At 47.2% G+C, this 25,935-nt stretch carries 24 protein-coding genes and 1 pseudogene; 5 read left to right on the top strand and 20 right to left on the bottom strand.

From position 1 onward, the window contains the following. Positions 1 to 18: 18 nt before the first annotated feature. The 8 genes from BpJC4_RS16125 to BpJC4_RS07845 form a co-directional block, all read right to left on the bottom strand. Complete coding sequence (locus BpJC4_RS16125; protein WP_172968352.1) at positions 19 to 225, bottom strand: hypothetical protein; 207 nt, start codon at positions 223 to 225, stop codon at positions 19 to 21. A gap of 38 nt (positions 226 to 263) precedes the next feature. Continuing rightward, the gene (locus BpJC4_RS07875; RefSeq protein ID WP_151697751.1) at positions 264 to 1,679 is read right to left on the bottom strand and encodes a glycoside hydrolase family 1 protein; all 1,416 of its coding nucleotides are present in this window, start codon (positions 1,677 to 1,679) and stop codon (positions 264 to 266) included. 79 nt (positions 1,680 to 1,758) lie between these two features. Then, entirely contained in the window at positions 1,759 to 3,021 is a 1,263-nt protein-coding gene (locus tag BpJC4_RS07870; RefSeq protein ID WP_151697750.1) for a PTS sugar transporter subunit IIC, read from the bottom strand. 77 nt (positions 3,022 to 3,098) lie between these two features. Next, a complete protein-coding gene (locus BpJC4_RS07865) occupies positions 3,099 to 3,419 on the bottom strand; it encodes a PTS sugar transporter subunit IIB (protein WP_302466619.1) in 321 nt (106 codons plus the stop codon). Between the two features lie 485 nt (positions 3,420 to 3,904). Then, the gene (locus BpJC4_RS07860; protein ID WP_151680603.1) at positions 3,905 to 4,234 is read right to left on the bottom strand and encodes a PTS sugar transporter subunit IIA; all 330 of its coding nucleotides are present in this window, start codon (positions 4,232 to 4,234) and stop codon (positions 3,905 to 3,907) included. Between the two features lie 183 nt (positions 4,235 to 4,417). Further along, positions 4,418 to 6,337, bottom strand: a complete 1,920-nt coding sequence (locus BpJC4_RS07855) for a BglG family transcription antiterminator (RefSeq protein WP_253693636.1) — start codon at positions 6,335 to 6,337, stop codon at positions 4,418 to 4,420. A 300-nt stretch (positions 6,338 to 6,637) separates the two neighbouring features. Continuing rightward, positions 6,638 to 7,651, bottom strand: a complete 1,014-nt coding sequence (locus tag BpJC4_RS07850) for a S8 family peptidase (protein ID WP_216643710.1) — start codon at positions 7,649 to 7,651, stop codon at positions 6,638 to 6,640. Continuing rightward, on the bottom strand, positions 7,648 to 7,932 hold the full coding sequence (locus BpJC4_RS07845; RefSeq protein ID WP_151697749.1) for a hypothetical protein: 285 nt from the start codon (positions 7,930 to 7,932) through the stop codon (positions 7,648 to 7,650). The genes BpJC4_RS07850 and BpJC4_RS07845 overlap by 4 nt, the downstream gene beginning before the upstream one ends. Before the next feature lie 283 nt (positions 7,933 to 8,215). Between BpJC4_RS07845 and BpJC4_RS17310 the strand changes: the two are divergent. Beyond that, positions 8,216 to 8,371: pseudogene (locus BpJC4_RS17310) on the top strand (DUF3156 family protein); the annotation flags it as partial. A gap of 100 nt (positions 8,372 to 8,471) precedes the next feature. After that, positions 8,472 to 9,047: a DUF2087 domain-containing protein gene (locus BpJC4_RS07840; RefSeq protein WP_151680600.1), complete on the top strand. Its 576-nt coding sequence runs from the start codon at positions 8,472 to 8,474 to the stop codon at positions 9,045 to 9,047. 47 nt (positions 9,048 to 9,094) lie between these two features. Here the strand turns inward: BpJC4_RS07840 and BpJC4_RS07835 are convergent, their stop codons facing one another. The 9 genes from BpJC4_RS07835 to BpJC4_RS07795 form a co-directional block, all read right to left on the bottom strand. Further along, positions 9,095 to 9,592 carry a (2Fe-2S)-binding protein gene (locus tag BpJC4_RS07835; RefSeq protein ID WP_151680599.1) on the bottom strand — a complete coding sequence of 166 codons (498 nt, stop codon included), beginning with the start codon at positions 9,590 to 9,592 and terminating at the stop codon, positions 9,095 to 9,097. Continuing rightward, positions 9,544 to 11,847 carry a xanthine dehydrogenase subunit D gene (gene pucD, locus BpJC4_RS07830; RefSeq protein ID WP_151680598.1) on the bottom strand — a complete coding sequence of 768 codons (2,304 nt, stop codon included), beginning with the start codon at positions 11,845 to 11,847 and terminating at the stop codon, positions 9,544 to 9,546. Before pucD ends, BpJC4_RS07835 begins: the two co-directional genes overlap by 49 nt. Further along, a complete protein-coding gene (locus tag BpJC4_RS07825; protein WP_172967502.1) occupies positions 11,831 to 12,727 on the bottom strand; it encodes an FAD binding domain-containing protein in 897 nt (298 codons plus the stop codon). Before BpJC4_RS07825 ends, pucD begins: the two co-directional genes overlap by 17 nt. Next, positions 12,711 to 13,343 (bottom strand): nucleotidyltransferase family protein, encoded by a 633-nt coding sequence (locus BpJC4_RS07820; RefSeq protein WP_172967501.1) that lies wholly within the window; start codon positions 13,341 to 13,343, stop codon positions 12,711 to 12,713. The genes BpJC4_RS07825 and BpJC4_RS07820 overlap by 17 nt, the downstream gene beginning before the upstream one ends. Continuing rightward, positions 13,340 to 14,350, bottom strand: a complete 1,011-nt coding sequence (locus BpJC4_RS07815; RefSeq protein ID WP_151680595.1) for an XdhC family protein — start codon at positions 14,348 to 14,350, stop codon at positions 13,340 to 13,342. Before BpJC4_RS07815 ends, BpJC4_RS07820 begins: the two co-directional genes overlap by 4 nt. Positions 14,351 to 14,592: 242 nt before the next feature. Beyond that, complete coding sequence (locus tag BpJC4_RS07810; protein WP_151680594.1) at positions 14,593 to 15,960, bottom strand: APC family permease; 1,368 nt, start codon at positions 15,958 to 15,960, stop codon at positions 14,593 to 14,595. 145 nt (positions 15,961 to 16,105) lie between these two features. Then, positions 16,106 to 17,074 carry an agmatinase gene (gene speB / locus BpJC4_RS07805; protein ID WP_151697747.1) on the bottom strand — a complete coding sequence of 323 codons (969 nt, stop codon included), beginning with the start codon at positions 17,072 to 17,074 and terminating at the stop codon, positions 16,106 to 16,108. Between the two features lie 22 nt (positions 17,075 to 17,096). Further along, entirely contained in the window at positions 17,097 to 18,458 is a 1,362-nt protein-coding gene (locus BpJC4_RS07800) for a putrescine aminotransferase (protein WP_151697746.1), read from the bottom strand. Positions 18,459 to 18,514: 56 nt separating this feature from the next. Continuing rightward, positions 18,515 to 19,099 (bottom strand): TetR/AcrR family transcriptional regulator, encoded by a 585-nt coding sequence (locus tag BpJC4_RS07795; protein WP_253693633.1) that lies wholly within the window; start codon positions 19,097 to 19,099, stop codon positions 18,515 to 18,517. A gap of 432 nt (positions 19,100 to 19,531) precedes the next feature. Here BpJC4_RS07795 and BpJC4_RS07790 point away from each other — a divergent pair, with 432 nt between their 5' ends. Together BpJC4_RS07790 and BpJC4_RS07785 are read left to right on the top strand one after the other, a co-directional pair. Beyond that, on the top strand, positions 19,532 to 20,446 hold the full coding sequence (locus BpJC4_RS07790) for an LCP family glycopolymer transferase (protein ID WP_151697745.1): 915 nt from the start codon (positions 19,532 to 19,534) through the stop codon (positions 20,444 to 20,446). A gap of 495 nt (positions 20,447 to 20,941) precedes the next feature. Continuing rightward, positions 20,942 to 21,289 carry a YhjD family protein gene (locus tag BpJC4_RS07785; RefSeq protein ID WP_151680589.1) on the top strand — a complete coding sequence of 116 codons (348 nt, stop codon included), beginning with the start codon at positions 20,942 to 20,944 and terminating at the stop codon, positions 21,287 to 21,289. On the opposite strand, the gene BpJC4_RS07780 is transcribed toward BpJC4_RS07785, so the two are convergent. The 3 genes from BpJC4_RS07780 to BpJC4_RS07770 form a co-directional block, all read right to left on the bottom strand. After that, positions 21,286 to 22,473, bottom strand: a complete 1,188-nt coding sequence (locus BpJC4_RS07780) for an aminotransferase-like domain-containing protein (protein ID WP_151680588.1) — start codon at positions 22,471 to 22,473, stop codon at positions 21,286 to 21,288. The two genes, BpJC4_RS07785 and BpJC4_RS07780, sit on opposite strands and share 4 nt — an antisense overlap. A 183-nt stretch (positions 22,474 to 22,656) precedes the next feature. Next, positions 22,657 to 22,995 carry a YmaF family protein gene (locus BpJC4_RS07775; RefSeq protein ID WP_151697744.1) on the bottom strand — a complete coding sequence of 113 codons (339 nt, stop codon included), beginning with the start codon at positions 22,993 to 22,995 and terminating at the stop codon, positions 22,657 to 22,659. Positions 22,996 to 23,274: 279 nt separating this feature from the next. Further along, on the bottom strand, positions 23,275 to 23,985 hold the full coding sequence (locus tag BpJC4_RS07770) for a FadR/GntR family transcriptional regulator (RefSeq protein ID WP_151680585.1): 711 nt from the start codon (positions 23,983 to 23,985) through the stop codon (positions 23,275 to 23,277). Between the two features lie 226 nt (positions 23,986 to 24,211). On the opposite strand from BpJC4_RS07770, the gene BpJC4_RS07765 reads away from it, so the two are divergent. Beyond that, positions 24,212 to 25,885 carry an L-lactate permease gene (locus BpJC4_RS07765; RefSeq protein ID WP_151680584.1) on the top strand — a complete coding sequence of 558 codons (1,674 nt, stop codon included), beginning with the start codon at positions 24,212 to 24,214 and terminating at the stop codon, positions 25,883 to 25,885. The last annotated feature ends 50 nt before the right edge of the window (positions 25,886 to 25,935 follow it).

Genomic DNA, 25,935 nt, shown 5'->3' with positions numbered 1-25,935 from the left:
GTTCCTCGTCTTTTATGCCTAACCATGCAGATTTTCATTCCAAAATGGGGTACATCGGATTCCGTTCATTGCATTTTCAGGGTTTTGCGTTCCATAAAGGCAAGTTTCCTTTCCATTTGGGGCAACTTTCATGTCAAAATCGCAATCTTGCATTCCGTGGGTTTCACGCTCGTTCTTTCCGGTTTGCGCATCCATAAGATGTGAATCCAAATTTTCTAATTTCAAAAAAGAGGCGCCCGGTTGGGGAGCCCCTTCTATTTCTATTATCTATTCACCGTGCGTTCCGGAATTTGGTTGCCGCGGATCAATTGTTGATACCAGTAAAAGCTGTCTTTCGGCACGCGCCGCATATCCAATAAATCGAATTCATCGCGGTTGACGTAAATAAAACCGTACCGTTTCCGGAAGCCTTCGTGCGTGCTGACAAGGTCGATTGCGGACCACGGGCTGTAGCCGAACACTTCAACACCATCCGTGATCGCTTTTTGCATTTCCCAGATATGGGCTTCATAAAATTGGATGCGCAGATCATCATGCACTTTTCCGTCCGCATCCAATTCTTCATACAGGCCGATGCCGTTTTCTGTCACGATCAGCGGCAAATGGTAACGGTCATACAGCTGCCTTAACGTGATCCGGAAGCCGACCGGGTCGATTTCCCAGCCAAAAGGCGTTTTCGCAAAGTTCGGGTTTTCAACCGCCTGGTAAACGCCCGGTTCGCTAACCACTTTTTTCTTATCAAATTTATCAGTCTTTAATTCTGCTTCCGGATCAGCGGCGGCAACCGTTGTAGAATTATAGTAGTTAAAAGCAATGAAATCCGGCTTTGCCGCTTTCAATATATCCATGTCGCCCGGTTCGATGTCCGGAGTTGCATTGTTTTCTTTCAAATACGCCCACGCGGTCGGATTGTAAATCCCTTTTACTGCCGCATCCAAATAGAGCCAGTTGCGGATCGACGTCCAGTTTTCCGCAGCAAGGCAGTCTTCCGCTTTGTTCGAAGCTGGATAGACATTGGAAATATTCGGTGCCGGGCCGATTTTTGCATCTGGCAGCATTTCATGGCAGAGAATCATCGCTTCTGCCTGCGCCAGGAGCATGTGGTGGTTCTGCTGGTAAATATCTTTCAGGCCGGTTGCCGTCGCCGTTCCGATCAGGCCGCCGTGCAGGATCATCATATTTTGCTCATTGATGGTCAGCCAGTATTTCACGCGGTCGCCGAAGTTTTCAAACAGCACCCTGGCATAATTTTTATAGTCTTCGATAATCGAACGTTTTGACCAGCCGCCTTCTTTCGCAAGCGTAAGCGGCAAATCGAAATGGAACATCGTCACAATCGGTTCGATATTGTATTTTAACAGTTCATCAATGAGCCGGTTGTAAAAGGCAATACCCTTTTCATTCACTTTGCCGCGGCCTTCCGGAATGACGCGGGACCAGGCGATCGAGAAACGGTAAGCTTTCAGGCCCATTTCCGCAAACAGCCGGACATCTTCTTCCATGTGATGATAATGGTCGCTCGTCACTTTAAAATCTGTCGTACCTTCAGGCGGGGTAAATACATCCTGCGTCGACGGCCCTTTTCCGTCTTCGTTCCAGGCCCCTTCTACCTGATAAGCGGATGTCGAAGCGCTCCATAAGAAATCTTTCGGAAATGGTTTTAATTGTTTATGGTACATATGTTAAAACTCCTTTCATCGCGTATAAAAGAAAAGGACGGCACGAACCGGAACCGGCCGCTCCTTATCCATTTTTTCATCATGCAGCGCCAGTGTCTTCCTCTTCCGCTTCCCGTTTCAAAGCCAGACGGTCGGCCGATTTGAAGAACGGGAAGTAAATCATGAACGAAATGGCAATTTGCACTACGTTGAGCACAGCCCCCTGCCAGCCGCTGACAAGGAAGCCTGCGATGATCGGCGGCGTGGTCCACGGGATATTTGTGCCGTTTGTATATGGAACCAACCCCCAGGCCATTGCAAAGTATGCAACGACAGCCATGACAAGCGGATTAATGATAAACGGGATCATCATAATCGGGTTTAACACAATCGGAATCCCGAAAGTTAATGGTTCATTGATATTAAAGATCCCAGGGCCGATTGCCAGTTTGCCGAGCGCTTTATATTGGCTTGATTTTGCAAAGAACAGGAGGCAGAGCGCAAGGCCGAGTGTACCGCCGGCGCCACCGATTTTAACAAAGTTGGAATAGAACTGATAGTTGATAATATGCGGGATCGCTTTGCCGGCTGCAAAAGCAGATGCGTTTTCAGCCGTCAGCGCCAGCCAAATCGGCTGCATCACCCCGCCGACAACGTTTGAACCGTGAATCCCGAAACACCAGAGCAAACCTTCAACTAATAAGACAAGCAATGTCGCCGGAAGTGTTGCACCCAAACTTGTTAACGGGGCTTGCAAATAGTGGTAAATGAATGCCTGTAGTGTCCCGAAGCTTGTGAACGAAAAAGCAATGCGGATTAAGTCGAAAATGACAAGAACGAATAAAGCCGGTACCAAAGCTGCGAACGAGCGGGAAACGTTTTCCGGAACCGAATCCGGCATTTTAATTTTCCAGCCTTTACTGTCAACCCAGCGGACAATTTCCGTAGCCACAATTGCCGTAATCATGCCAAGGAACAAACCGGCTGCACCGAGGTTGGAAACCGGGATGCCAAAAGTGCCGTCTTTAAAAGCAATAAACGGTGTTAAGAGTAAAAATGCGGCAAGAACGGAAGTGATGACCATAATGGAATCCAGTTTGTACGTCCTTGCAAGGCTCCTTGCCATCGAAACAATGACATACAGCGTCATGACGTTCATTGTAACATCATATGGAACCGTAAAATAAGTGGCCCAGTTTTTGCCCAAAAACGATGCCATGAAATCCGAGTAGCCGTTAATCGGCAAATTGGATAATAACAGAAAAATCGATCCGATGATCAGCAGGGACATAACGCCGAAGAAACCGTCTTTGATGGCCGTTATATAACGGTTATTGTCCAGTTTGATGGCCATCGGCGTCATTTTTTTCTTCCAGCCAGCTAATAAAACCGTTCATCATTCGCATCTCCTCTCGATATATCAATTTGGGAATGAATCAACTAAGCTTTTGCTGCAATCAGGGTGAGGGCCTGTTCCAAAACTTTTTCCCCGTTCATCATGCCGTAGTACTGCATGTTGATCGAATCAATAGGAATCCCTTTTTCTGCGAGTTTTGGTTCAAATTGCTTTTTCATAAATTTGACTTGCGGGCCAAGCAGCAGGACATCAATGTCTTTCTTTTCCAGCGTGGCATCGACATCGGATGCGGATACCGCAAAGATATCGGCTTCAACCCCTTTTGCTTCGGCCGCTTTTTTCATTTTTGTCACCAGCAGGCTTGTGCTCATACCGGCCGCACATACCAACATGATCGTTTTCATATCTATCTCCTCCAAATATTGAATATCTTTTCCTTACATCTTTATTGTAGTTAAAAGCGTTTTCGAAGAGGAGAGAAGCATTTTCCGTTAGGTAACGGAAACGCTTACACGAAATTTGGTCACTTCTCTATGTAAACAGAAATCAGCGTCGGGAGGAAGAAAGAGGAGGTTAGCGGATCCCGGCTTTTATCAAAATCAGCGGAAATGAAGCTTTAATTAGCGGTTCCCTGCTAATCATCGGTGAAAGGTATCAAGAAATCAGCGTTGCGGCGAAAACGGAAGAAAAAATAGAGGACCTCTTTCAATGTTTAAGGTGAACCTGCCCTATTTCGAGGCCGTGCATCCAAGATTCCCCTCTATGGAAATTAAAATCAGAGAAAAAATGCTTTTATTAGCGAAGGCAGAAAAGAAAACAGCGTTTCCGCAGGGAACCCACAGCCGCAAAAAAACTGCTTTCTCCTAAAAAAGAAAGCAGTTGGCCTTTTCTATTTTTCTACTGCAATTCCAAACTTTTTATACATTTCAATCATTTCCTTTACCAGTTCGGAAATGGTTTCGGCGCTCATCAACTGGTCTTCCGCATGCATAAAAATCATCGAAAACCCGACTTTGTTCCCTGATGCTTCCTGCTGGATCAGTGACGCATGGACTTTATGGCCCTCCACAAAAAATTTCCGCGATTCTTTCATTTTCTCTTCCGCCAGTTCGAAGTTCCCGTCCCTTGCCGCGTACAGTGCTTCCATGGCCAGGCTTTTGGCTGTCCCCACATTGCTGATGATTTGGAATGCAGTCATTTCGATATCTTCAGTTTTCATATTTTCCACTTCCCTATATGAAAAATTTTGTTCCCGCTTCTTCAAATGCTTACAAATAAATGAACTTTCCTTGCTTACTTTTATTTTATTACAGGTCGGGGGTATTTTACATTTGGATCATTTCCGTTAACTAACGGAAACGCTTACTTTTTTTGTGAAAACCGTCCTTTTCTGCGGCGGTTTTCACGTTTTGGTTAAAAGGCCGATGACTTCTTCAACGGAATCGCTTTGGATGATTTTTTGGACGGTATTTTTGTTTTCAATGACGGAAATCAAATGCTGATACATCTGGTCGAGGCCACCTTTTGGATTCTTTTGGATATTCAAAAGGCAGACAAACTGGACCATTTGCCGGCCGTACCAGGCGATCGGGCGTTTCAGTGTGCAAACCGTCCAAAATGTTTCATCCGTGACCGGTTTGATCGGATGGGGGACGGCCACCAAATTTCCGAAACTTGTCGGCGCCGCCGCTTCCCTTTCCAGCACAAGATCTACGTAATTTTCCGGCACAAGCTCCTGCTTTTTCAGCTCCCCGCATAAAAACCGGATGGCACTTTCCCTGTCTTCAAAATCTTTATGGATGAACACCCGCGAAGGATCGAGATAAACTTTTGATGCCGTTTTTTCCGGATGGAGCTGCCGTTTGATATTTTCAATGTCACCGTCTTCCAAAAACGTATTGACAACCTGGACCGGTACGCCGAGATCCTCTTGAATCGGAATCGTGCTGATGACAAGGTCGATAAAAGACAAGTCATAGTCTTTCAATTTATAAAAATGGATCGTGTCGACAATTTCCATCTCATGTTCAAATAAACGCTGCAGCCGGTAATAAAGCAGTTTCGCACTCCCGACGCCGGATGCGCAGACAACGAGTACTTTTTTTGCTTTACCGGCCTTTGTTTTCATCCGCTCGAGCGCCACACCGATATGCAATGCGATATAGGCGATTTCATGCTCGCCGACTTCCATCTGCAAATAATCTTCAATGCATTTGCTTGCAATGACGGCGCCTTCAAATGCAACCGGATATTTCATTTTGATCTGTTGCAGAAGCGGATTGCGGATGTTCATATGATAACGGAGCCGATTCATCACCGGCCGGATGTGAAGCGTCAGCGCCTGGATCAGTTCATGGTCACCACTGAAATCCCAGCCCATTTCCTCTTTCAGCCTCTCCAGCATGCGGCGGACGATGTGCCCGGCCTCATCAAATTCCCCGTATTCCACGAGTTCTCTTTTATTTAAAAGCTTCGTACCAACAAGGTGGACAATGATATAGTCGATCTCAGGTTCCGGAAAATGCAGTCCCGTCAGTTTTTCCACCTCGCGGACAATTTCGCCGGCAACAAATTTTTCAAACGGATATTCTTTATGGATTTCATGCTCAAGTTTTTCAATATAAAACCCTTTTTCAATCCGCTTGCAGGCAATCGTCACATGGGTGGCCAGGTTTTCAAGCGAAATGTCGGATATCTCGATTTTATATTCATTGACTTTTTGGATGATGATTTCTTTGATTTTCGAATACAAGTCTTCATCGAGCAGTTGGATGGCATCCCGGTCCATGCTTAAATCCGGATTGCGCATAATCTGGTTGGATAAGCACAGCCTCTTTTTGTATTCGTCACCGACAATCTGCGTCCCGTAATGGGGGCGGTTAACCAAATCAAGCCCATATTTTTTCAAAATGCCGCGCAGCATTTTTAAATCATGTTGAATCGTTGATTTTGACACATACATTTCGTCCTCGAAAGTTTCCAACTTGATCGCGCCTTTTTCCAGCAAAAAGCGCCTGAGCATATAAGCCACCCGGTTCGACTGGTCGGAAAAATCCGTTTGTATTTTCTCTTGCGGGTCATTTCCGGTTTGTCCCATCGCCGTCTGAAAGGCTGCCTGATCGGTGATTTTCAGTCGGTATCCAATTCCCCGCATCGACTCAAGGACTGCCCCTGCCGCTTCACATTCTGATTGCAGCGCTTTCATTTCGCTGCGGACAGTACGGTCGCTGACGCCGATTTCTTTTGCAATCCAATCGGCTGTAACCGGTTCTCCGGCCATTGACAACAGTTTTATAATCTCTTTTTGGCGCTTTGTCATCATACGGTTTTCCCCATTTCTACTGCAAAACCATTTCACAAAGTATACAAACTTTATTTTTCATTTAGAATAGTGCATTTTTTAACCGTTGTAAAGTCATTTTGGCACTTGTTTAAAATTGGCGAAAAAATTTTTCTTGGAAACGGTAAAATTTCCTAGAAGGGGACAGTTTTCCATCATATGCCTGACCGCGAATCACCGGTTACGGCGGGGACTGATCATTAGCGAAAAAAGAACAAACCGGCAGCTTGCAATAAGGCAGCCGGTTTTTTGTGCGCCCAATTCGATTCAATCCCATGCCGGTTAATATGTCACTGTTACCGTCTGCGGTTTGAGGCCAAGGCTTTCGGATTCTACCGTGATTTTAATTTCATTGCCTCTTGCATTTTGCTCCGGACGCGACAAATTGATCATCCCGTTCCCCTGCGCTTTTTTGTTCAACCCCAGGTTTTCTGTATGAATGCACAGTTGCGCATAGAGCTCCGCTTCCGTAAGCGCCCGGCCGAATGCTTTTTCTTCCATCTGTTTCACCAATGCAGCCGCCCCGCTCACATGCGGCGTCGCCATTGACGTGCCGCTGAGTCTAGCGTATTTGCCGCCGGGGTAAGTAGAAAGGATCCCAACACCGGGAGCGACCAGGTCAATTTCCGCATTCGTATTGGAAAAATCGGCCAGATTCTTTTGCAGGTCAACCGCGCCGACTTCTACGACTTCAGGATAAGCGCCGGGATAATCCATCTCATCGGTATCGTCGCGGCCGTCCCCGCTGTTGCCTGCTGCACAAACAACCAATATATTATTTTGAACAGCCTTTTGAATCAGGGCATGCTCTCTTTCATCGGCAGGACCTCCGAGCGACATGGAAATGGCGGAAACTTTTTCACCGTTCGGCCCTTTCCAGTTGATGGCATAATCGAGCGCCGCATTAATCCATTGCGACTCCCCCTGCCCGTCCTTATTTAAAGCCTTTAAAGCAAGCACCTTTGCCCCAGGTGCGACCCCGACGACCCCGTATGCATTTTTGGAAGCTAAAATCGTTCCGCACACATGTGTCCCATGCCCGTTATCATCCTGGTAATCTCCTGTATTCGTAAAATCTTTCCCGCCTATAATCCGGTCTTTTAAATCTGGATGCGTTTTATCGACACCTGTATCAATGACCGCAATGACAATGCCTTTCCCGTAGCCAGCATTTTCCCACACATCGGGCGCATGAATCAGTTGCACGCCTTCCGGAACCGTTTCTTCCACCTGCTCATAGACTTCCAGCACTTGAAACGGAATCAGCTTTTTCTGCATGTTTCTTTCCCCTTTCATTCGAAAGATAGCTTGTTCTTTTTTATTTTACTACGAAATTCGTGTTTGCTGCGGGAATTTTCTAAAAATAAGTCTTTGAATGTAGCCGCCGCAGTTGTGACCCGTTCCGCTGATTTTGAGTTATTTTCCACCGATTTTTTCCGGCGTGCCGCTGATTTTTGAAAAATTTTCGCCGATAAGAATTGCTTTTCCGCTGATGTTGCTTCCCATGTTAAAGGCAAGAAAAAACGCCGAGCCTTGTTTGCTCCGCGTTTTCTTTTTTTATCATTTTGTTCATTCATATTCCCAGCGAAAGATTTTCGATTTGCACTTTTTTATCCAAGGAAGCGCCCGGTTGGAAGTTACAGCAAATGTTTCGATCAAAACGGATCTCCAGTACGGTATTTTCTAAACGGGCAGCCAATCCGCTTTTCGTTTCCTTCATTTCCGGGAAAATTTTCTTGATAAAATGAATTGATTCCGTATGATCCAGATCATGGACAACTGCCTCATGAATTTCGTGTACCTGATTTTCTTCACTGTTCGGGTGCACGAAGTATTTTTTAATATGCCGGAGGACAGGCAGAAATTTCTTTCACCCCCCTGCCCGGTTCCTATATTACCATTCTCCTGCCGCCGCCCCGCTATTTTATCTGGTTAAAAGAAGAGGAAGTTGTTAAAATCCGGAAGATCATCACAATGTTTGCCAAAACGGCTGAAACGCATAAACACGCCATGTAAAAGCCCGCTTTTTGAAAGGCGGGTTTTTTTACGGTTGATTTAAAATTGGAATTTGATTATTATCTAATTAGATATAAATTAAAAAAGAAAGGTCCTCATCATGCAGCTCAATAAAATTGTGGAATTTCATAAAGCACTCGGTGATTTAACGCGCGTCCGGATCATTGCCCTGCTGCAAAAGGGTGAGCTGCACGGCCAGGCAATTGCCGGAAAGCTCGGGCTGAAGCCGCCGACCATCACCCACCATATCACAAAACTCCGGGATGTCGGACTGATCAAGGAGCGGCGCGATAAAAACACCATTTATTTCTCGCTCAACACCAAAATTTTGGAAAGCAGCGCGATGGCGATTTTATCATTGGGGGAAAGGAGCACGAATATGGAAATGTCCGTATCCGAAGAAGAACGCGCAAGCATTTTGAAAAATTTCTTTACGGCCGGCGGAAAATTAAAAACGTTCCCGGCCCAGCGCAAGAAGAAGCTGGTTGTGCTTGCCCATATTGCCCAAAAATTCGAGTTTGGAAAAATATATCCGGAGAAAAAAGTCAATGAAATTTTAAAGGAATTTCATGAAGATTACGCGACATTAAGGCGGGAGCTGATCATGTGCCAGTACATGTACAGGGAAAACGGCGAATATGAATTAAACCCGCCGGAACTGTGGTGGCTGCGGTAGCGGATGGCAAAAGACACGGCAGCCCGGAATGAAACGGAGCTGCCCCGTCAACTTTCTTTCGCTTTTTCCGCTTTAAACCGATAGAGGGCTCGGAGTATCCCGCCGTATCCGGTGCAGCGGCAGAGGTTTCCGGACAGTGCTTCTATGATTTCTTCGTCACCCGGGAATAGATTTTCATCGGTGAGCGCTTTTGCCGCCATGATCATGCCGGGCGTACAGTAGCCGCACTGGAAGCCTCCTTCTTCCAGGAAACATTGCTGAATCAGATCCAACTCCCCGCCTTTTTGGATTCCTTCAATGGTCGTGATGTGAGACCCATCGATTTGATAAGCCAATACCAGGCAGGCATTTACTACTTTCCCGTCCAGGAGCACCGAACAAGCCCCGCAGCGACCAATGCCGCACGAAATTTTTGTTCCTGTCATATGCAGCTGGTCGCGCAACAGATCGACAAGTCTTAAAACCGGATCAACTTCAAGGGAAAGCTGCCGGCCGTTCAGTTCAAACGTAGCTTGGATTTTAGCGGCTGTTTTTCCATTTTCCATGCCCCGTCCCCTTCTTTCATGGCAAATTTCAAAATGTCTTCCGGCGAAACCGGCAGGCGGTTTGCCCAAAACCCGGTTGCATGGTGGATCGCTTTTGCGACAGCCGGCGCAACGGCAACCGAACCGATTTCCCCCACTCCCCTCGGGCCGTAAGGATCGCCATCCACTAATTTTTCAATCGGTTCCACATCCATATGGAAAGGCACGTCCGCAATGGTCGGGATAAAATATTGGTCCAGGTTTTCTGCCAAATACCTGCCTTCTTTCATGGCGGCATCTTCCATCAGCGTATAGCCGAGCGCCATTACACCGCCCCCTTCAATTTGGCCGGTATAACCGATTTCGTCCACGACCGGGCCTGCCGCAATCGCCTGATCCAAGCCAACCACTTTTACCATGCCTGTCAAGAGGTCCACTTCCACTTCGGCCAGAACACCGGAAAATGCATACAAAAAATGCCCTGCGTTCACTTGATCCGGCGTTGTTGGAAAATCAAATTTCACGGTGACGGCAACCGATTCAATATCAGAGATTTGATCTGCCAGCTCGCCATACGAAAGTACCATGCCGCCGGAGGAAAAAACGCCGCCTTCTCCCAGCCGCAATTGGGAGGCAGGAATGCCGGCAGCTGCCGACGCTTTTTCCAGCAATTTATTGCAAAAATCCCCCTTCATCCGCTGCAAGGCGTGCCATACCATGCTCGTTCCCCTTGAGGCAGTGGTGGATCCGGATGATGGGGCACAAGAGGTGTCCCCGATGACAATCGATAAATCGTTTTTTGAACAGCCAAGCGAATTGCAAGTGATTTTCTCGATGACACTTAAAATCCCCTGGCCGGCTTCTTCAAAACCGAATGCAATTTCAATTTTTCCTTCTTTTGAAAGGCGAAGGCGCCCGCCGGCCGGGTCCAAACGCCCGTATCCGAGCCCTCCGCCATGCATTGTAATGGCCATGCCGAACCCGCGTTTTTTCCACTTATGCCGTTCATTGTAAAAATGGACGGCCATCTTTTTCAGCTCCACTTTTTGCGCGATGGCTTCCAGCACATCGGAAGCGCCGGTTGTTTCGGCGATCCGGTGGCCTAACGGGCCGGGGGCGTTTTTTTGGCGGAGGTTCCGCCTTCTGAACTCAATCGGGTCCAGCTGCAATTGATCGGCCAGGCGGTCGATCTGCCCCTCCAGCGCAAATGTGACCTGGTTGCCGCCGAACCCGCGGAACTCGCCGGATACTCCGTTATTCGTAAATACCGCCATTCCGGTTACATCTACATTCGGGATGATATACGGCCCGATGGCATGTTCAACGGCAAAATCGAGCACAGCCGGCCCGAGCGTAGCATATGCGCCGGTATCTGCGATGATCACCGCCTGGAAAGCAAGCAGCTTCCCGTATTCATCCGCCCCGGTTTTGACTTTGATTTCCATAGGGTGTCGCTTAATACTGGAAATGACCGATTCTTTCCTTGTTTGATGGATTTTTACCGGCCTTCCCGTAGCGAGTGCCAACAATGCCACGTACGGCTGGATATGCAATTCATCTTTTCCGCCGAAAGAACCGCCTATAGGACTAGACACAACGCGGATTTTTTCTTCATCCATCCCGAGGATCCGCGACAGTTGGAAGCGGTCCCGGTAGCCGTGCTGGGAACCGCAATAAACCGTAATTCCGCCGTTTTCTTCCGGGACGGCCACCCCGCCTTCCGTTTCCATATACGTATGCATCTGGCGCGGGACATGGTACGTTTCTTCAACAACAGCCGCACACCGCGCAAAAGCCTCCTTCACTTCTCCCCGCTTATTTTCCGCACGATGGAGGATGTTCCCTTTCGTATGCAGCTTCGGCGCACCGGGCTCAAGTGCTTTTGCCGGGCTGTCGATTACCGGGAGAGGTTCATAAACGACTTCAATCCGCTCCAATGCTTTTTCTGCAATTTCAACCGATTCTGCCGCAACGGCCGCGACCGCATCTCCGACATAGCGGACCCGGTCTTCACATAAAACGGGCTGGTCGGGCATGACGATCCCGAAGCCGTTCAAGCCCGTCACATCTTTATAAGTAATGACAGCCGCAACCCCCGGCAACTTTTCGGCGCGGGACGTATCAATTGAAAGAATTTTTGCATGCGGATAAAAACTTCTCAATATTTTTCCGTACAGCATGTCCGGAAATGACAGATCCGTTAAATAAGCAAGGCTACCTGTTACTTTCGCAATGCCATCCGGCCCGATTCCCCGCTTTTCATGCTTCAGCTTCATCGGCACCATCCTTTCCGTTTAAAAAACTGATAAACGTTGAAACAATCAAATTGGAAGCCGCCTTTTTCCGGTAATCCACCGTGGCAAAAGCATCCGGCAGCGGATCATATTCTTCCATGATTTTTTCATGCGCTACGGCCATGACTTCCTCTGCCAAAACCTTTCCTTTTAAAAACTGCTCGCATGCTGTCAGCCGCTTTGGAAAACTCGAACCCCCGCCAGCAGCGATCCGAATTTGCTCCACCCGGTTTTCATTTGTCAGCCCTGCAAAGAAGGAAACAACCGTTAAAGACGGGGTAAAGGCCGCTCTCCGCCCGATTTTTTGATAAAAACAAATCTTTTTTTCCACAGCAGGCGGTTCCGGCAGCAGGATGGCCGTTAAAATACAGGACGGGTGCAATGGCGCCTGCTGCAAAAAAACTTGTAAATCATCTGTTTTGTAATCCCCGTCAAACCAAACAGCTTTCGCGCCGAGCGAGAGCAATGCCGGGATTGTGTCTCCTGACATGTAACAGACATTGCCGCCGATTGTTGCCCGGTTCCGGACAGCCGGTGCCGCAACTCGCCGGACTGCTTCATGAAGGATGTGCCAATCTTTTTCTATTAAGGAATTTTTCCGTAAATCGGACAGCCTAACGCAAGATCCGATCGCAAGGTTTTGTGCGGATACATGGATATCGTACAATTCTTTAATGTGTTCCAGGCTGATGAGGCAGGGCGGGAATACGGCCCCCTGCTCCCGCTTCATTTGCAAAAGCGTCCCCCCAGCAATCAACGCGGCAGCCCCGCCAAATTTCTGTTTCAATGCCCATGCTTCTTCAACGGATGCCGGCCTGTATACGGCTTGCGGCACGGCAGCCATTTTATCCTGCCCGGCCATCGGCATACCCCCTTGCTTTTTCATAATCTTCCTTCGTATCCATATCATAAAAAGGCAGCCCGTTATCGTAATGGATACAAATCCCGTGCAGAGAACCGCCCCTTAAAATGGCACGCGCACCCTGGTCCCCTTTAAGCTTCATTAAAGTTGGAAAAATAGATTTGGAGAGCAACAACGGCGGGAGGATCTTCCCTTTGTAGCATGGAGCGATATATTCTATCTGCCCCTCTGCAGCAGACCGTTTTTGGAATCGGGCAATCAAATGGTTGATCATGCCGGTCCGGATAAACGGCTGGTCCGCAAGCATCACGACGACCGCTTCCGCATCCATTTCCGCTGCCCTTTGCACCCCGCATTTCAGCGAATGGGACATCCCTTTTTCGGCATCGGAGCAATAAACAAGTGACCATTTTTTCTGATTGTCCAGCAATTCCGGGCTGAACCATGTATTTTTTCCGGCTTCCTTCACAATGACAAGCGTATCGTCAAGCTTTGAGGAGACGGCTGTCTGCAGTGCCAGACTGCCGGCCGGTTTTCCTTTAAGCGGAAGACAGAGCTTGTTTTCCCCCATCCGACTGCTTTTGCCGGCTGCAAGATAGATCCCGATGATTTTCATAAAAGCACTTCCTCGCTTACCGGCTCGTTTTTTAGCTTGATGCATTCGGCAATGATGCTGACGGCAATTTCTTCCGGTCCCTCCGCTGCGATCGCGAGCCCTGCCGGCGTCCGGATGCCAGGCGGGAGTTTCTCCATTCCAAGCAGGCGCTTCGTACGTTTCATAGATCCGAGCACCCCAAGATAGCGCGGATTGGTTTGCATCACATGCGTTAAAATTTCTTGGTCCCTTGAAAAATGGTGGGTCATGATCATCACGAAATCGTTCGGCGCAATGGTTATTCTGCTTTCTGCGAAAACTTCAGAAGGAAAACCGACGACCAATTCTTCTGCATCCGGAAAGTTTTGCCGGCTGCACAAACCCGGCCGCCAATCTGACACAATGACTGAAAAGCCGGTCTTCGCAGCCAGGGCAGCGAGCGGAGCCGCATCCTTGCCGGCCCCGAACAAAATGAACCGCGGTTTCGGTCGATAATGATGAATATATACTTCCTCTTGCATCACAGGCAGGAAAAACGTTCCATTTTTTACCGGCAGGTAATGCACAAATCCCATTTCGCCTTGATAACTGCCGAACCGGTGCCCGTCTTCTGTGACAAACAGGTACGCACCGGAATCCGGAAATTTGATCCCGGTTACAGCCGTCCCACTTTGCAAAAATGTTTTGAGCCGGAGAAGATGCGCGGCATAGCGGCGGCCAACCGGCTCCACATATACATGGACAGCGCCGTTGCATCCGGAACCCGTCCCCCACGACAGATCATCATCTCTGCGCATGTCATAGACGATCGTTTCCGGTTTCCGGCCAAACCCGTTTTCGATTCTTGCCGCCAAATCTTCTTCCAGGCAGCCTGCGCTCAAAAGACCGATTCGGGTGCCATCAGGTTTGAAGAACATGGCAGCCCCTTCCTTTTTATAAGCCGAGCCGTCGACACGAATGACAGTCGCCAGCACACCCCCTGTCATGCCTGGACGGATTGCATCGAGAATGCTGTACATATCTTCCATTGCCGTCACCTCACATTCTTGTATTGGCAGAACCAGTAAAGACTGATTTATATATTATGATTGTTGAATATTCTGTATAACTCAAGTTTTCTGTAAAATTTTCTGCCAATAAAAATAATAAGCACGCCAGAAAACCTGCCACTGAAAAAGCCATTTTCAAAACGAAAAGCGGCGAACTTCACCGCTTTTTAATCATCCATATCTTGTGTTGTGAATCAACTGCAAACAAGCCTTTTGCATTTTTACAGCGTCTGTGTCTGCACCTCCTCCTGCGCGGAAAAATCGATCACTGCCGGGTTCACTTTAAATCCTTTCGTAATATAGACGAGATAAGCAAAACCGATCACAGCCCATGTGATGCCGAGCAAAAATGAGTTGCGCTCCAGGTTCAGCCACAGCACACCGATAAAAGCGGCGCCGATCAGCGGCATGATCACATATGAGAAAAACCCTTTTGCGCTCCGGTGCATTTTATGCCGGAAAACATAGTGCACAATGACGGACAAATGAACAAACGTAAAAGCGATCAGAGCACCAAAATTGATAAAGGATGTTGCCATTCCAAGGCTGAAGAACATCGCGGTCAGCGAAATAAAACCGACCAATAAAATATTGATCCACGGCGTCCGGAATTTCGGGTGCACATAACCGAATACGTTTTTCGGCAGAATGTTATCCCTCCCCATCGCATAAAGCAGCCGGGCGACACTCGCATGCGAGGATACTCCTGAAGAAACGGTTCCGGCAATTCCACCGGCCAGGAAAATCATCTGTACAATCGTGCCGCCGATTTTCATGGCAATTTCCGGCGAGGAAGATTCCGGATCTTTAAAACTGGCAACAGTCGGGAAAACCAGTTGGATAAAGTAGGAGGCAAGCGTAAATAAAATGCCGCCGAACAACGCCGTAAGGAAAATGGCTTTTGGGATCGTCTTTTTCGGACTTGCGGTTTCTTCCGAAAGCATCGCAACCGCGTCAAAACCGAGATAAGAAAAGCACATCAGCGTCGCGCCCGCGATGAGCCACGAGGAATCGAGTCCGGCTGAATAAAAAGGCTTCATGGAGATGATTTCACCCGTCCCCATGCCGTGAAGAAGCGCGCGGACTGCAATCGCAACAAACATCGCGATAATCGCAATTTGAAAAAAGACGAGAAACATGTTGAAATTTGCGGTAAAATTTATATCGCGCAAATTGAGTGCCGTGACGAACGCCACAAATCCCACAATCCACATCCAGGAAGGGACGCCCGGGAAAAAAGCACTCAAATAAATTTTAAAAATTAAAGCGTTCACCATTGGCAAAAACAAATAATCCATCAAAGCGGCCCATCCGATCAAAAAACCAAGGTGGCAGTTAATCGTGCGCTGCGTATATGTGTAGGCGGAACCCGCGGTTGGAAATACTTGTATCATTTTTTGATAACTAACAGCGGTTAGAAGCATGGCGGCCAAAGCCAATATGTAGGCGGTCGGGACGTGCCCGTGCGTCATTTCGGAAGCAATGCCGAAAGTATCAAAGACAACCATCGGGGTCATATAGCCGACACCGAGCAGCACAATTTGCCATAGGCCCAATGAACGTTTTAAGGTGACCGCTTGTTTTTGCATGTATCATTCCTCCTAAATGAGATCGTGGATTACACGATTGTTTTTGGGCTCATTTTATTAAAACAGGCATTTGATTTCGATATTTTTGTGAAATTATTTAACATATAAATTTTAAATCTATTTTGTCGAAAAAATTTACAAACGGTTACTCTGGCGTGGAAGCTTTCTCAAAAACAGGTTCATCCCTTTTTAACCTCAATGCCGCAAGCCCCGCAAAGTCATGGACAAGCGTTGCTGCCAATAATGATGTGATCTGCCCAGCGTCATACTGCGGCAATACTTCTACGAGATCAAAACCAACAAAATGAAAACCTTTTAAAGCGCGTACCATTTTTAACGTTTCCCGACTGCTGAACCCACCAGCCTCCATTGTTCCCGTTCCCGGCGCGCATGAAGGATCGACAAAATCAATATCAAATGTTAGAAAACAAGGCGTATCTCCGATCGCTGTTTTCATTTCCTGCAAAACCGCCCCGAACCCTTTTGTATCCAGCCCGGACGTTGTGATGACATGAAACCCCAACCGGCGGCTGTCTTCTACATCCCCAGGGTGGTTCAATGTTCCCCGTATCCCGAGTTGAAACACTTTCGATGGCTGCAGCAAACCTTCTTCGTATGCACGGATGAATGTTGAACCGTGCCAGTACTTTTCCCCGTAATAGGTATCCCAAGTATCGGTATGGGCGTCAAAATGGATCATCGCAAGCGGGCCGAAATGCTTTGCCGCAGCCCGCAAACCGGCAAGGGTGACGGAATGGTCGCCGCCGAGGCCGATCGGAATAATCCCCTTTTCCATTAAATTTCCAATCCTTTCTTCCATCAGTGCATAGCTCCGCCCGATATTGTGCGGAATCACCGGGACATCCCCAGCATCGATGGCATGGGTTTCCTCAAATGGATAGTTTCCGAATACGGGATGATACGGAAACAATGTCATGGAACTTTGGCGGATTGCCTGTGGGGCAAAACGGGCTCCGGTGCGATAAGAGGCTGCCGTATCAAATGGCAGGCCAATGACCGCAAGTTTTGCATCTGGGTCTTCACACGGCAGGCGCATGAACGTCCCATTACTGCAAAATTCCGGCTGTATATCCGGCGATAACGGGTAGTGCATGTTTCTTCTCCTCCTTGTATGATCAGGCTTTCAGTTTTGAGAGCACTTTTTCAACTGTCGCAACGACTTGGTTTACTTCTTCCACAGCGATCGTCAGCGGCGGCTCAATGCGGATCGTTTTGGAGTTTACCAAAGTACCGGCCACCAAAACGCCTTCATCAAACATCCCTTTAGCAAAGTTATAGCCGATCGCATCGTTCTGGAATTCGATGCCAATCATCAGGCCTTTTCCGCGGATTTCAAGCACTTTGTCTTCATGCCCTTTTACCGCTTCTTTCAGGCGGGCAAGGAAATAATCTCCCACTTCGGCGGCACGCGCGGGCAGGTCTTCTTCAAGTAATACGGAGATCGTCGCGATCGCAGCCGCACACGCAAGCGGATTGCCACCAAACGTTGTCGTATGCATAAACGGGTTGTCGAAAAAATTTTTAAACACCTTTTCTTTTGCCACCACTGCGCCCGCCGGCATAATCCCGCCGCCAAATGCTTTCGCAAGGCAGAGGATATCCGGCACAACACCGTACAATTCCGCCGCAAACATTTTTCCGGTGCGCCCCATTCCGGTTTGGACTTCATCCAAAATAAGCAGCGCATCATACTCATCGCACAGCACCCGCACTTCCTGCAAATAGCCTTCCGGCGGGAGAATAATGCCGCCTTCCCCTTGAATCGGCTCCAAAAGCACCGCCGCCACATCTTCACCGACGAGCGCGCAAATTTCAAATGTTTTCCGCATCATATCAATATCTCCGAACGGCACATGGCGGAATCCCGGAACGAGCGGCAGGAACGGCTTCCGGAACATCCCTTTTGCCGTGCCGGATAACGAGCCGAGGCTTTTGCCGTGGAACGCCCGTGTCGCCGCAATAAACGTCGTGCGGTTGCTGTGCATTTTTGCCAGTTTCAGCGCCGCTTCGACACTCTCGGTTCCGCTGTTTGTAAAAAATGAATATTTGAGGTCGCCCGGCGTGATCTCGGCAAGGATTTTTGCCAGCATCGCCCGGAGAGGATCAAGTAAATCCTGGCTATGCAATGCCTGGCGTTGAAGCTGGTGTTCAACCGCTTTGACGACTTTCGGGTGCCTGTGCCCAACATTGTAAATGCCGAATCCACCGAGGCAGTCGATATACTGATTCCCGTTCACATCTTTAAAGCATGCCCCCTCGTCAGACCATTCCACCGCGGCAAATTGCGTATCCAAGGTGACCGTTTTCCGGTATTCCAAAAACCCCGGATTAACGTACTCCTTAAAGCTGTTTACCGTTTCATTCGTAATCCACTTTGCTTCCTCAGCCGTGACTTCGGGCTTTTCAATCAAATCCAGCACCTTTTCCATATAATCCCGGATTTCCTGCCCCTTTGTTTTTTCAACCGTATTTCGCATTTTCCCACTCCTTTTGTTTTTATGAATGAATATCAGTCATTTTTGGGGATAAGCGGTTAGGAGCGGATCCCGAGCGAACGCTTAAAAAATTGGAACAGTTCCAGTTTCGTTTTTTCGGGCGTGCTGCCGGTTTCTTTCGCAATGTAAAATCTTTCCGCCTCATTCTCCATTAAGTTGATCACCATGACGGCATGCCACTTGACATTGACCGGAAGGATTTGTTCCGCTTCAACCGCTTTCGTTAAAATTTCTCTAAACCATTGGTAGTAAGGGGTATAAATCGCTTCCCACGTTTCCATCGAATTTTCGAACGCCAGCCCGGAATAACAAAGTACAATAACGTCTTTATACCGGTTTGTCGTCTCGAACGTTTCGTCGATCATCACCCGCAAGATATCCCAAAAATCCGATTTTCCCTGCGTCTTTTTTTGGATTTTTCCAAAAGAATAAGCCAGCAAATTCTCCGCAATTGCCGGGATCAACGCATTTTTTGAGCGGAAATATAAATAAAATGTCCCCTGCGCCACCTCCGCTCTTTTCACAATGTCGGATATAGATGCCTTTTCCATCCCTTTTTCCGAGATGACTTCAATCGCTGCCTGTAAAATTCTTTCATACTTATCGCTTTTGACCTTTTCCAACCTTTTACCTCCATTTGAAAATGACTGAACCCCATTCATGTTGAACTTATTTTTATTGTAGTGGGTGTTTTTCCGTTCGTCCGCATTCTCGCAAGGAAAAGTTACAATATTTTTTTAATTAAAAATCCTATTCTCTTTTTAAAAGCGAAATCGGTGGCACCTCATAAGGTGGCAAGGCTTTGCTCCTCTATTTTGTCGCCTTCTGCGGCTTTCCTCCTTTGAAAACCGAATCAGCGGAAACAGCGGGAAAATCGGCGGTACCCCCTAAACGCTACGGCAAAAAGTTGAAATGATAGAAGACCAAAATAAAAAGCCTGCCAAAGGACAAACTAAAAAATCCCGTTAACATTTGCGAAAGAACATGGTAAGATTACGATTAGGTGTATTCTGTTTTACAAATAAACCAAAAAATTAAGAAAAAGGGAAGGCAGAATGAAAAAGAAAATATTCATCACACTTGGGATACTTATTGCGATCATTGTCATTGGGGGCGGAGGAGCAGCCTACTATGTCTACCATTCCGTCCAAAAAGCCGCAGACAAAATGTACGACAACAAATCTGTCACACCATCAAAGGAAAGTTCCCAAAAAATTAAAACACAAAAACCAATATCCATTCTTTTGCTGGGTGTGGATGAAAGAAAGAACGATGTCGGCAGATCGGATACGATTATTATCCTTACATTAAATCCGCAGAAAAAAGCGATGCAGATGATTTCGATCCCGCGTGACACGAGAACCGAAATTGTCGGCAGGGGAACGATGGACAAAATCAATGCCGCGTATGCATACGGCGGCCCGAAAATGGCGCTTGCCACCGTCAATCAATTCGCCAATTTAAATCTTGACCAGTACATACGGATCAACATGGAAGGGCTGGCCGACCTCGTTGATGCTGTCGGCGGCGTCACCGTCTACAACAAGATCAGCTGGCATGACGAAGGGTATTACAAAAAAGGATACTATTACAAAAAAGGGTATATTATACTCGACACCGGCAAAAAAGCGCTTGGTTACGTCAGAATGCGCCACCTGGACCCTCAGGGGGATTTCGGCCGCAACCAGCGCCAGCGCGATGTCATTATGGCGGTCATCAACAAAGCAGCCACCATCAAATCTTTTTCCCGCTATCAAGAAATCCTGGCTGCGATCCAAAACAATATCAAAACAAACTTAACATTTAACGATATGAAAAATATCGCCATGAACTACCGCGACTGCCGCCAAAATTCAAAAGACTATGAAGTAAAAGGTACAAATGCGACCATTAACGGCATTTACTATCTCAACGTGGATCAAGCGGAACGGCAAAACGTCCACAACATGGTCACCAACATGGAAAAATAATGCAAGGGGCCGGCACCAATAACTGGAGCCCGGCCCTATTTCTTTTCTTCCTGGATCCCTTTCCGGCTCTTTTATTCCTGTTGTTCCAGCGAGTCGCCTTTTTTGTCTTTGTGATCATTCATTGAAATCCTCCTCCCAGCTGGATTGATGCCTGTTTCAGCATCATTGCCTGTCATATTTTTACCAATGCCTGAATCCTCCCCGCGCCAAACACTCCGAAAGCTTTACGATCCTTCCGATAAAAAAAGCGTCCCTTCTCGGAAGCGCTTCAAAAAAACTTAAACAACAGCCACCATACAAAAGCCCAGATTGGAATCGACAACAGGATTCCGATCAAACAACCTTTGGCGAAATCCCCATCCCTGTCATTCACTCATCCATTTTCCTTTTCCCGTTTTCATTTTAATACCGCCATTATAACAAGCCGGAGTCCGGAAACCAAACAACAGATTGACTAGAACGTATGTTTGTGTATAATAAAAATAGGTGATCCACATGCCACAAGTGTTAACAGAAGAAGAAGAAAGGCTGGTCGAGGCGTTTATCTTGCTACCGCTTGCCAAAAAAACACTGGAGCGCGATCAAAAAGCCATTCGCGCGAGCTTGTTAAAATTCAAGGAACCATACATCCTTGCCGTCGAACAAATGCTGTTTCAAATCTCTCGCTATCTGTACCGTGTCAAACGGGAAGCCGGCCGGAAAAACATGCGGTTTTACAAGCGGAGTGATCTGGAATATACGGTGTTTGTGCGTGGATGGCGGTTTGAAAAAAGATACCATCCGCAGATCGCGGCAGAATGGGTAAAAAACCTGATCAACCATTATTTTTTTAAACTGCGTTAACGGGAGCCCCGCATGTTCTTCCATTTTTTAAAACTCTCTTCCAGGCGCACAAAACCTTTTCCCATTTCTTCATCGCTGCAATGGGCAAAGCAAAGACGGATTTTCGTGTTCGGCCCGTTCTCAAGCGTAAATGCATTTCCCGGGACAAACACAGCTCCGGCTTCTGCAGCTATTCCCATCCATTCCAACACATCCCCCTTTTTCACATCCATCCAATAAAACAACCCGCCGGCAGGTTCAATGCCTTCCCATTGTTCCGTTTCATTCATGTGCTGCAAAAACTGTTTTGTCCACTCTTTTCTTTTCTCATAAAAACGTTTTTGCTTTTCGAGCATAGCCGGCCAACTGCCAGAGGAAACCAGTTTTCCAGCAAGCATTTGGTTGATCGGGGAAGTGCAGGCATCCATGACCTGCTTAAACTGCTCAAGTTTTTGAAGGAGAGCCGGGTGCGCAAGAATAAATCCGGTCCTCATTGCCGGCGCAATCACTTTAGAAAAACTGTACAAATAAATGACTTTTTCTTTTAGGGGATCGAGTTCAAATATAGAAGGGAAACGTTCATGAAAAAGCAGATCGCGGTAAGGGTCGTCTTCAATGATCAAAAATCCGTGCCGGTAAGCGAGTTCGATGAGCCTTTTTCTTTTTTCAAGAGATGTGGTAATCCCGGTCGGGTTCTGTGCGTTCGGAATGATATAGAGCGCTTTAATGCGGGTTGTTTTTAAAGCCTTTTCAAAAAAATCAATATCAAGGCCGTCCTGTTCAAGCGGGATACCGACTACCTTGAGCCGGTACTGGTGTACAGCCGAAAGCGCGATGGAATACGTATACGCCTCCATCGCAAAGCCGTCCTGCTCATCCAAAAGCATTCTGCAGACGAGATCAAACCCCTGTGTATTGCCGTTCGTTGCCATGATATACGGTTCAGGGATGTTTTCATTGCCGGAAATCGCAGACAAAAACGGACCGAACCCTTTCGCGCTGCAATACTCATATAAATGGGCAGGATCGGAATCAAAGATTTCATTCATGATCCGCTGCAGCGCCTTTTTTGGAATCATGCCGCAGTTTGGCATCCCGACGCTGAAAAACACCGGATCCCGGACAGCCGGCTTCATGCTGTCCATATAAGCATCAATGGCATTTTCTTTAATTTTACCGCTTAACGCGGATAACAAATGCTCCACTGCCGCCTCACCTCGCTTTCTTTTTTGATAAAAAGTTTCAGAAAGTGATAAATGCCTATATGTAATATATGGCAAAGTGCCGGGGCTGGTGATACTTTTCTGTATATCATTTTCCCCGGCTCACAGAGAAAAGAAACCAACCTGTCTGCATCTGGTTGGTTTCTTGCATGATCTAAATTTTATTTATCGATCGCCGGGAGCCGGTTGGTCAACTCCCCTTATTCGGTGGCGATGCCCATTTTCTTCAGTTGTGTAAAAATCATAATAATGGACATGCATTCCATTTCCTACTGGTATAGCCGGCCCGGAATAAGCCCGATAGTAATGGGTATGGCCATTTTCAAATAACACATATCCCTCTGTGTAATGGATATGGCTCTGGTCCGGCGTTTGAATGGGGGGTGAAGTAACGTCTAAACACTGGTGCACATGCCCCGCATCCAACGAAGTATAATCAACAGAGCCATGATTATGGTGCGGAACAAATCCGCTTACAAACTCATCCTTTCCTGTTTTGGCCATCCGATCGCCCCTTTTCAAACCATCCCTTTTCAATCACTTTTTGTGCACGTCAATCAAATCCAGGTGAATGCTAGTAAAGCTCATCCCCTTGGTCCCTGGACAGGGATTACAGTATTTTTTACACCCCCTCAAAAATATTGTTTCACTACCCATCATATTCGATGAACACCCGAATATTCATATTGATGCAGATCATGATTAAAGCCGGCACACCCCGGCCGGCTTTTTTCCCATGTATACTTTTGGCGATCCGATTCTCAACTTATAAATTTCATTTGGTCAAACTAAGTAATCTTCCAAATTCTTCTCCACAAATTGCAGATGGCTCAGCATCGCATGTCTTGCTTTTTCCGGATTCCGGGTTTCAATCTCTCTCAAAATGAGTGCGTGCTGTTCAAACAAAGCACCAAACGTCGATGGATTCGAAAAGAGTAAAATTCTCCGGGTCTCTTTCATCGCTTTAACAAGCGTATCAGAAACCTGGTTCATTAACTGGGCAAGAAGAGGATTCCGGGTTGCACGGACAAGGGCAAGGTGAAAATCCAAATCCGCTTGTTCCCCCAGTTCTTCGTTACCCGTTGCATTCTTCATCTCTTTTAAAGCCTGATGCATCTCTTCCAGATCGGAGCTCGTACGCTTTTCTGCCGCCATAGCTGCAATACCAGCCTCTAAAATTTTCCTCACTTCCAATAGGTGGGTAACATCCTCTTTATCCATCAGCACAGCTTGCGAGATTGGGTAAGTTATGCCGCTCGCATCAAAATTGCGGACAAATGTCCCTTCTCCCTGTTTTAATTCAATATATCCAAGCGCCCTCAACGACATAAGCGCTTCCCTTATTGCAGAACGGCCTACGGAAAATTTTTCGGCCAGCAGTGGGACAGGGTCCAGTTTATCCCCCGGTTTTAATTCCCCTTTTTGAATCATTTCTATAATTTCATTTGCCACTTGCTCGTAAATTTTTGCCGGTTTGATCTTTTTAAATTCCATATAGTTCTCCTCTATCCATGGATTCCGAAAGAAACATATATTAATGAATAACAGTAATCACAGAAAATAGCAAATAAAAATAAAAAAACTATTGTTTTTTCTTTCTATTATACTTATAATTTTTAACATGTAAACCTTATCATCTGATGATTATTTCATCTAATCATCTAATAACACAAATATGGGGATGTTTGTGGGAAATTTTTTCGAAGAGGAGTGTTTGGTGTTGAATTACGTGCAAAATTTTATTCCGATCCACGGGCATTTATTTTTGTCCGCATTGATTGCCGCATTTCCGATCCTGTTTTTCTTTTGGGCACTAGCAATCAAAAGAATGGCAGCCCATCTCGCCAGTTTTTTCACCTTGGTTTTTGCTTTGACAATTTCTGTAATCGTTTACAAAATGCCAACCGTGCTTTCGGTCATGTCGGCCACCCAGGGTATTGTGTATGGCCTGATCCCGATCGCCTGGATTATCATCAATTCGGTTTTCTTATACAAACTGACCGTGAAAACCGGCCAGTTTGACGTGATCCGCAACTCGGTCGTGTCCATCACGGAAGACAGAAGACTGCAGGCATTATTGATTGCGTTTTCATTCGGTGCTTTTCTGGAAGGTTCCGCCGGGTTTGGCGCGCCGGTCGCGATTACCTCCGCTTTGCTAGTCGGACTCGGCTTCAACCCGCTTTATGCAGCCGGCATCTGCCTTTTGGCCAATACCGCGCCGGTGGCATTCGGCGCAATCGGTTCGCCGGTCATTGCCATGGCGGGCCCGACCGGCGTATCGGCGCTCGAGATCTCGAAAATGATCGGGCGCCAGCTGCCGCTCATTTCGATATTTATTCCGCTTTATTTGATCATCGTAATGGCAGGGTTTAAAAAAGCAATGGAAGTCCTGCCGGCGCTGCTCGTATCCGGCCTGTCGTTTGCACTGACACAGTTTTTCACGTCCAACTTTATGGGGCCTGAGCTGCCGGACGTCTTATCCGCGCTCGTATCGTTAATTACATTGGCGGCCTTCCTAAGATTTTGGAAACCGAAAAATATTTTCTATTTTAAACATGAAGAAGCGGCAGCCGCCTTGGAAACGCAGCCGGTTTCCCATACAACAGGGCAAGTTGCAAAAGCATGGTCGCCGTTTATTGTGCTGACCATTTTTATCACGATCTGGGGCATCCCGCAGATCAAACTGGCGCTCACAGGGCAGTATGCAGGGGAAAACCCGGTTTTAAAAGCATTGAATGCAATCGGCGGCGCTGCTTCGTTCAGCCCGGATGTGCCATTTTTAAACAACCATATCATCAATGGTTCGCACACCCCGATTGCCGCCATGTATAAATTGGACCTGCTCGGCACCGCGGGAACAGCAATTTTTATCGCTGCCATCATGGCGAAATTTATTTTAAAAATTTCCTGGAAAGATTGGTTTACCGTTTTCTTTGACACTTTAAAAGAGTTGAAGTTTCCGATCCTTACGATTTTGTTTATCGTCGGATTTGCTTATGTGATGAATGCATCCGGCATGATCACGACACTGGCCCTTGCCTTGGCAAAAACTTCCGTCATGTTCCCGTTTTTCTCACCGGTGCTCGGTTGGCTCGGCGTCTTTATCACCGGTTCGGACACTTCTTCAAATGTTTTGTTCGGCACGCTCCAGCAAGTGTCCGCCCAATCCGTAGGCATGAACCCGCTCCTGGCACTCGCCGCAAATTCGTCCGGCGGTGTCACCGGAAAAATGATCTCCCCGCAGTCGATCGCTGTTGCCTGCGCCGCAACCGGACTGATTGGGAGAGAATCGGAGCTGCTGCGCTTTACCGTCAAACACAGTTTGTTCCTGCTGCTCATCATTTGCCTGTTAACCTTCCTGCAATCAAACGTCTTGTCATGGATGGTGCCTTAAGGCCGAAAGCCACTTTAAACAAGAAGGGGCTATCCCAAAAGTCGGTAGAT

The sequence above is a fragment of the Weizmannia acidilactici genome (assembly GCF_008974185.1).
Lineage (GTDB): Bacteria > Bacillota > Bacilli > Bacillales > Bacillaceae_C > Weizmannia > Weizmannia acidilactici.
The sequence above is the reverse complement of the archived record's forward strand: the minus strand, read 5'-3'. Positions and strand labels throughout refer to the sequence as shown.

What these genes read in the sequence shown, in the direction of transcription:
- BpJC4_RS07875 (WP_151697751.1), bottom strand. Translation starts at nt 1,679, where the DNA reads ATGTACCATAAACAATTAAAACCATTTCCGAAAGATTTCTTATGGAGC.
- BpJC4_RS07870 (WP_151697750.1), bottom strand. Translation starts at nt 3,021, where the DNA reads ATGACGCCGATGGCCATCAAACTGGACAATAACCGTTATATAACGGCC.
- BpJC4_RS07865 (WP_302466619.1), bottom strand. Translation starts at nt 3,419, where the DNA reads ATGAAAACGATCATGTTGGTATGTGCGGCCGGTATGAGCACAAGCCTG.
- BpJC4_RS07860 (WP_151680603.1), bottom strand. Translation starts at nt 4,234, where the DNA reads ATGAAAACTGAAGATATCGAAATGACTGCATTCCAAATCATCAGCAAT.
- BpJC4_RS07855 (WP_253693636.1), bottom strand. Translation starts at nt 6,337, where the DNA reads ATGATGACAAAGCGCCAAAAAGAGATTATAAAACTGTTGTCAATGGCC.
- BpJC4_RS07850 (WP_216643710.1), bottom strand. Translation starts at nt 7,651, where the DNA reads ATGAAAGGGGAAAGAAACATGCAGAAAAAGCTGATTCCGTTTCAAGTG.
- BpJC4_RS07845 (WP_151697749.1), bottom strand. Translation starts at nt 7,932, where the DNA reads ATGAATGAACAAAATGATAAAAAAAGAAAACGCGGAGCAAACAAGGCT.
- BpJC4_RS07840 (WP_151680600.1), top strand. Translation starts at nt 8,472, where the DNA reads ATGCAGCTCAATAAAATTGTGGAATTTCATAAAGCACTCGGTGATTTA.
- BpJC4_RS07835 (WP_151680599.1), bottom strand. Translation starts at nt 9,592, where the DNA reads ATGGAAAATGGAAAAACAGCCGCTAAAATCCAAGCTACGTTTGAACTG.
- pucD (WP_151680598.1), bottom strand. Translation starts at nt 11,847, where the DNA reads ATGAAGCTGAAGCATGAAAAGCGGGGAATCGGGCCGGATGGCATTGCG.
- BpJC4_RS07825 (WP_172967502.1), bottom strand. Translation starts at nt 12,727, where the DNA reads ATGGCCGGGCAGGATAAAATGGCTGCCGTGCCGCAAGCCGTATACAGG.
- BpJC4_RS07820 (WP_172967501.1), bottom strand. Translation starts at nt 13,343, where the DNA reads ATGAAAATCATCGGGATCTATCTTGCAGCCGGCAAAAGCAGTCGGATG.
- BpJC4_RS07815 (WP_151680595.1), bottom strand. Translation starts at nt 14,350, where the DNA reads ATGGAAGATATGTACAGCATTCTCGATGCAATCCGTCCAGGCATGACA.
- BpJC4_RS07810 (WP_151680594.1), bottom strand. Translation starts at nt 15,960, where the DNA reads ATGCAAAAACAAGCGGTCACCTTAAAACGTTCATTGGGCCTATGGCAA.
- speB (WP_151697747.1), bottom strand. Translation starts at nt 17,074, where the DNA reads ATGCACTACCCGTTATCGCCGGATATACAGCCGGAATTTTGCAGTAAT.
- BpJC4_RS07800 (WP_151697746.1), bottom strand. Translation starts at nt 18,458, where the DNA reads ATGCGAAATACGGTTGAAAAAACAAAGGGGCAGGAAATCCGGGATTAT.
- BpJC4_RS07790 (WP_151697745.1), top strand. Translation starts at nt 19,532, where the DNA reads ATGAAAAAGAAAATATTCATCACACTTGGGATACTTATTGCGATCATT.
- BpJC4_RS07785 (WP_151680589.1), top strand. Translation starts at nt 20,942, where the DNA reads ATGCCACAAGTGTTAACAGAAGAAGAAGAAAGGCTGGTCGAGGCGTTT.
- BpJC4_RS07775 (WP_151697744.1), bottom strand. Translation starts at nt 22,995, where the DNA reads ATGGCCAAAACAGGAAAGGATGAGTTTGTAAGCGGATTTGTTCCGCAC.
- BpJC4_RS07770 (WP_151680585.1), bottom strand. Translation starts at nt 23,985, where the DNA reads ATGGAATTTAAAAAGATCAAACCGGCAAAAATTTACGAGCAAGTGGCA.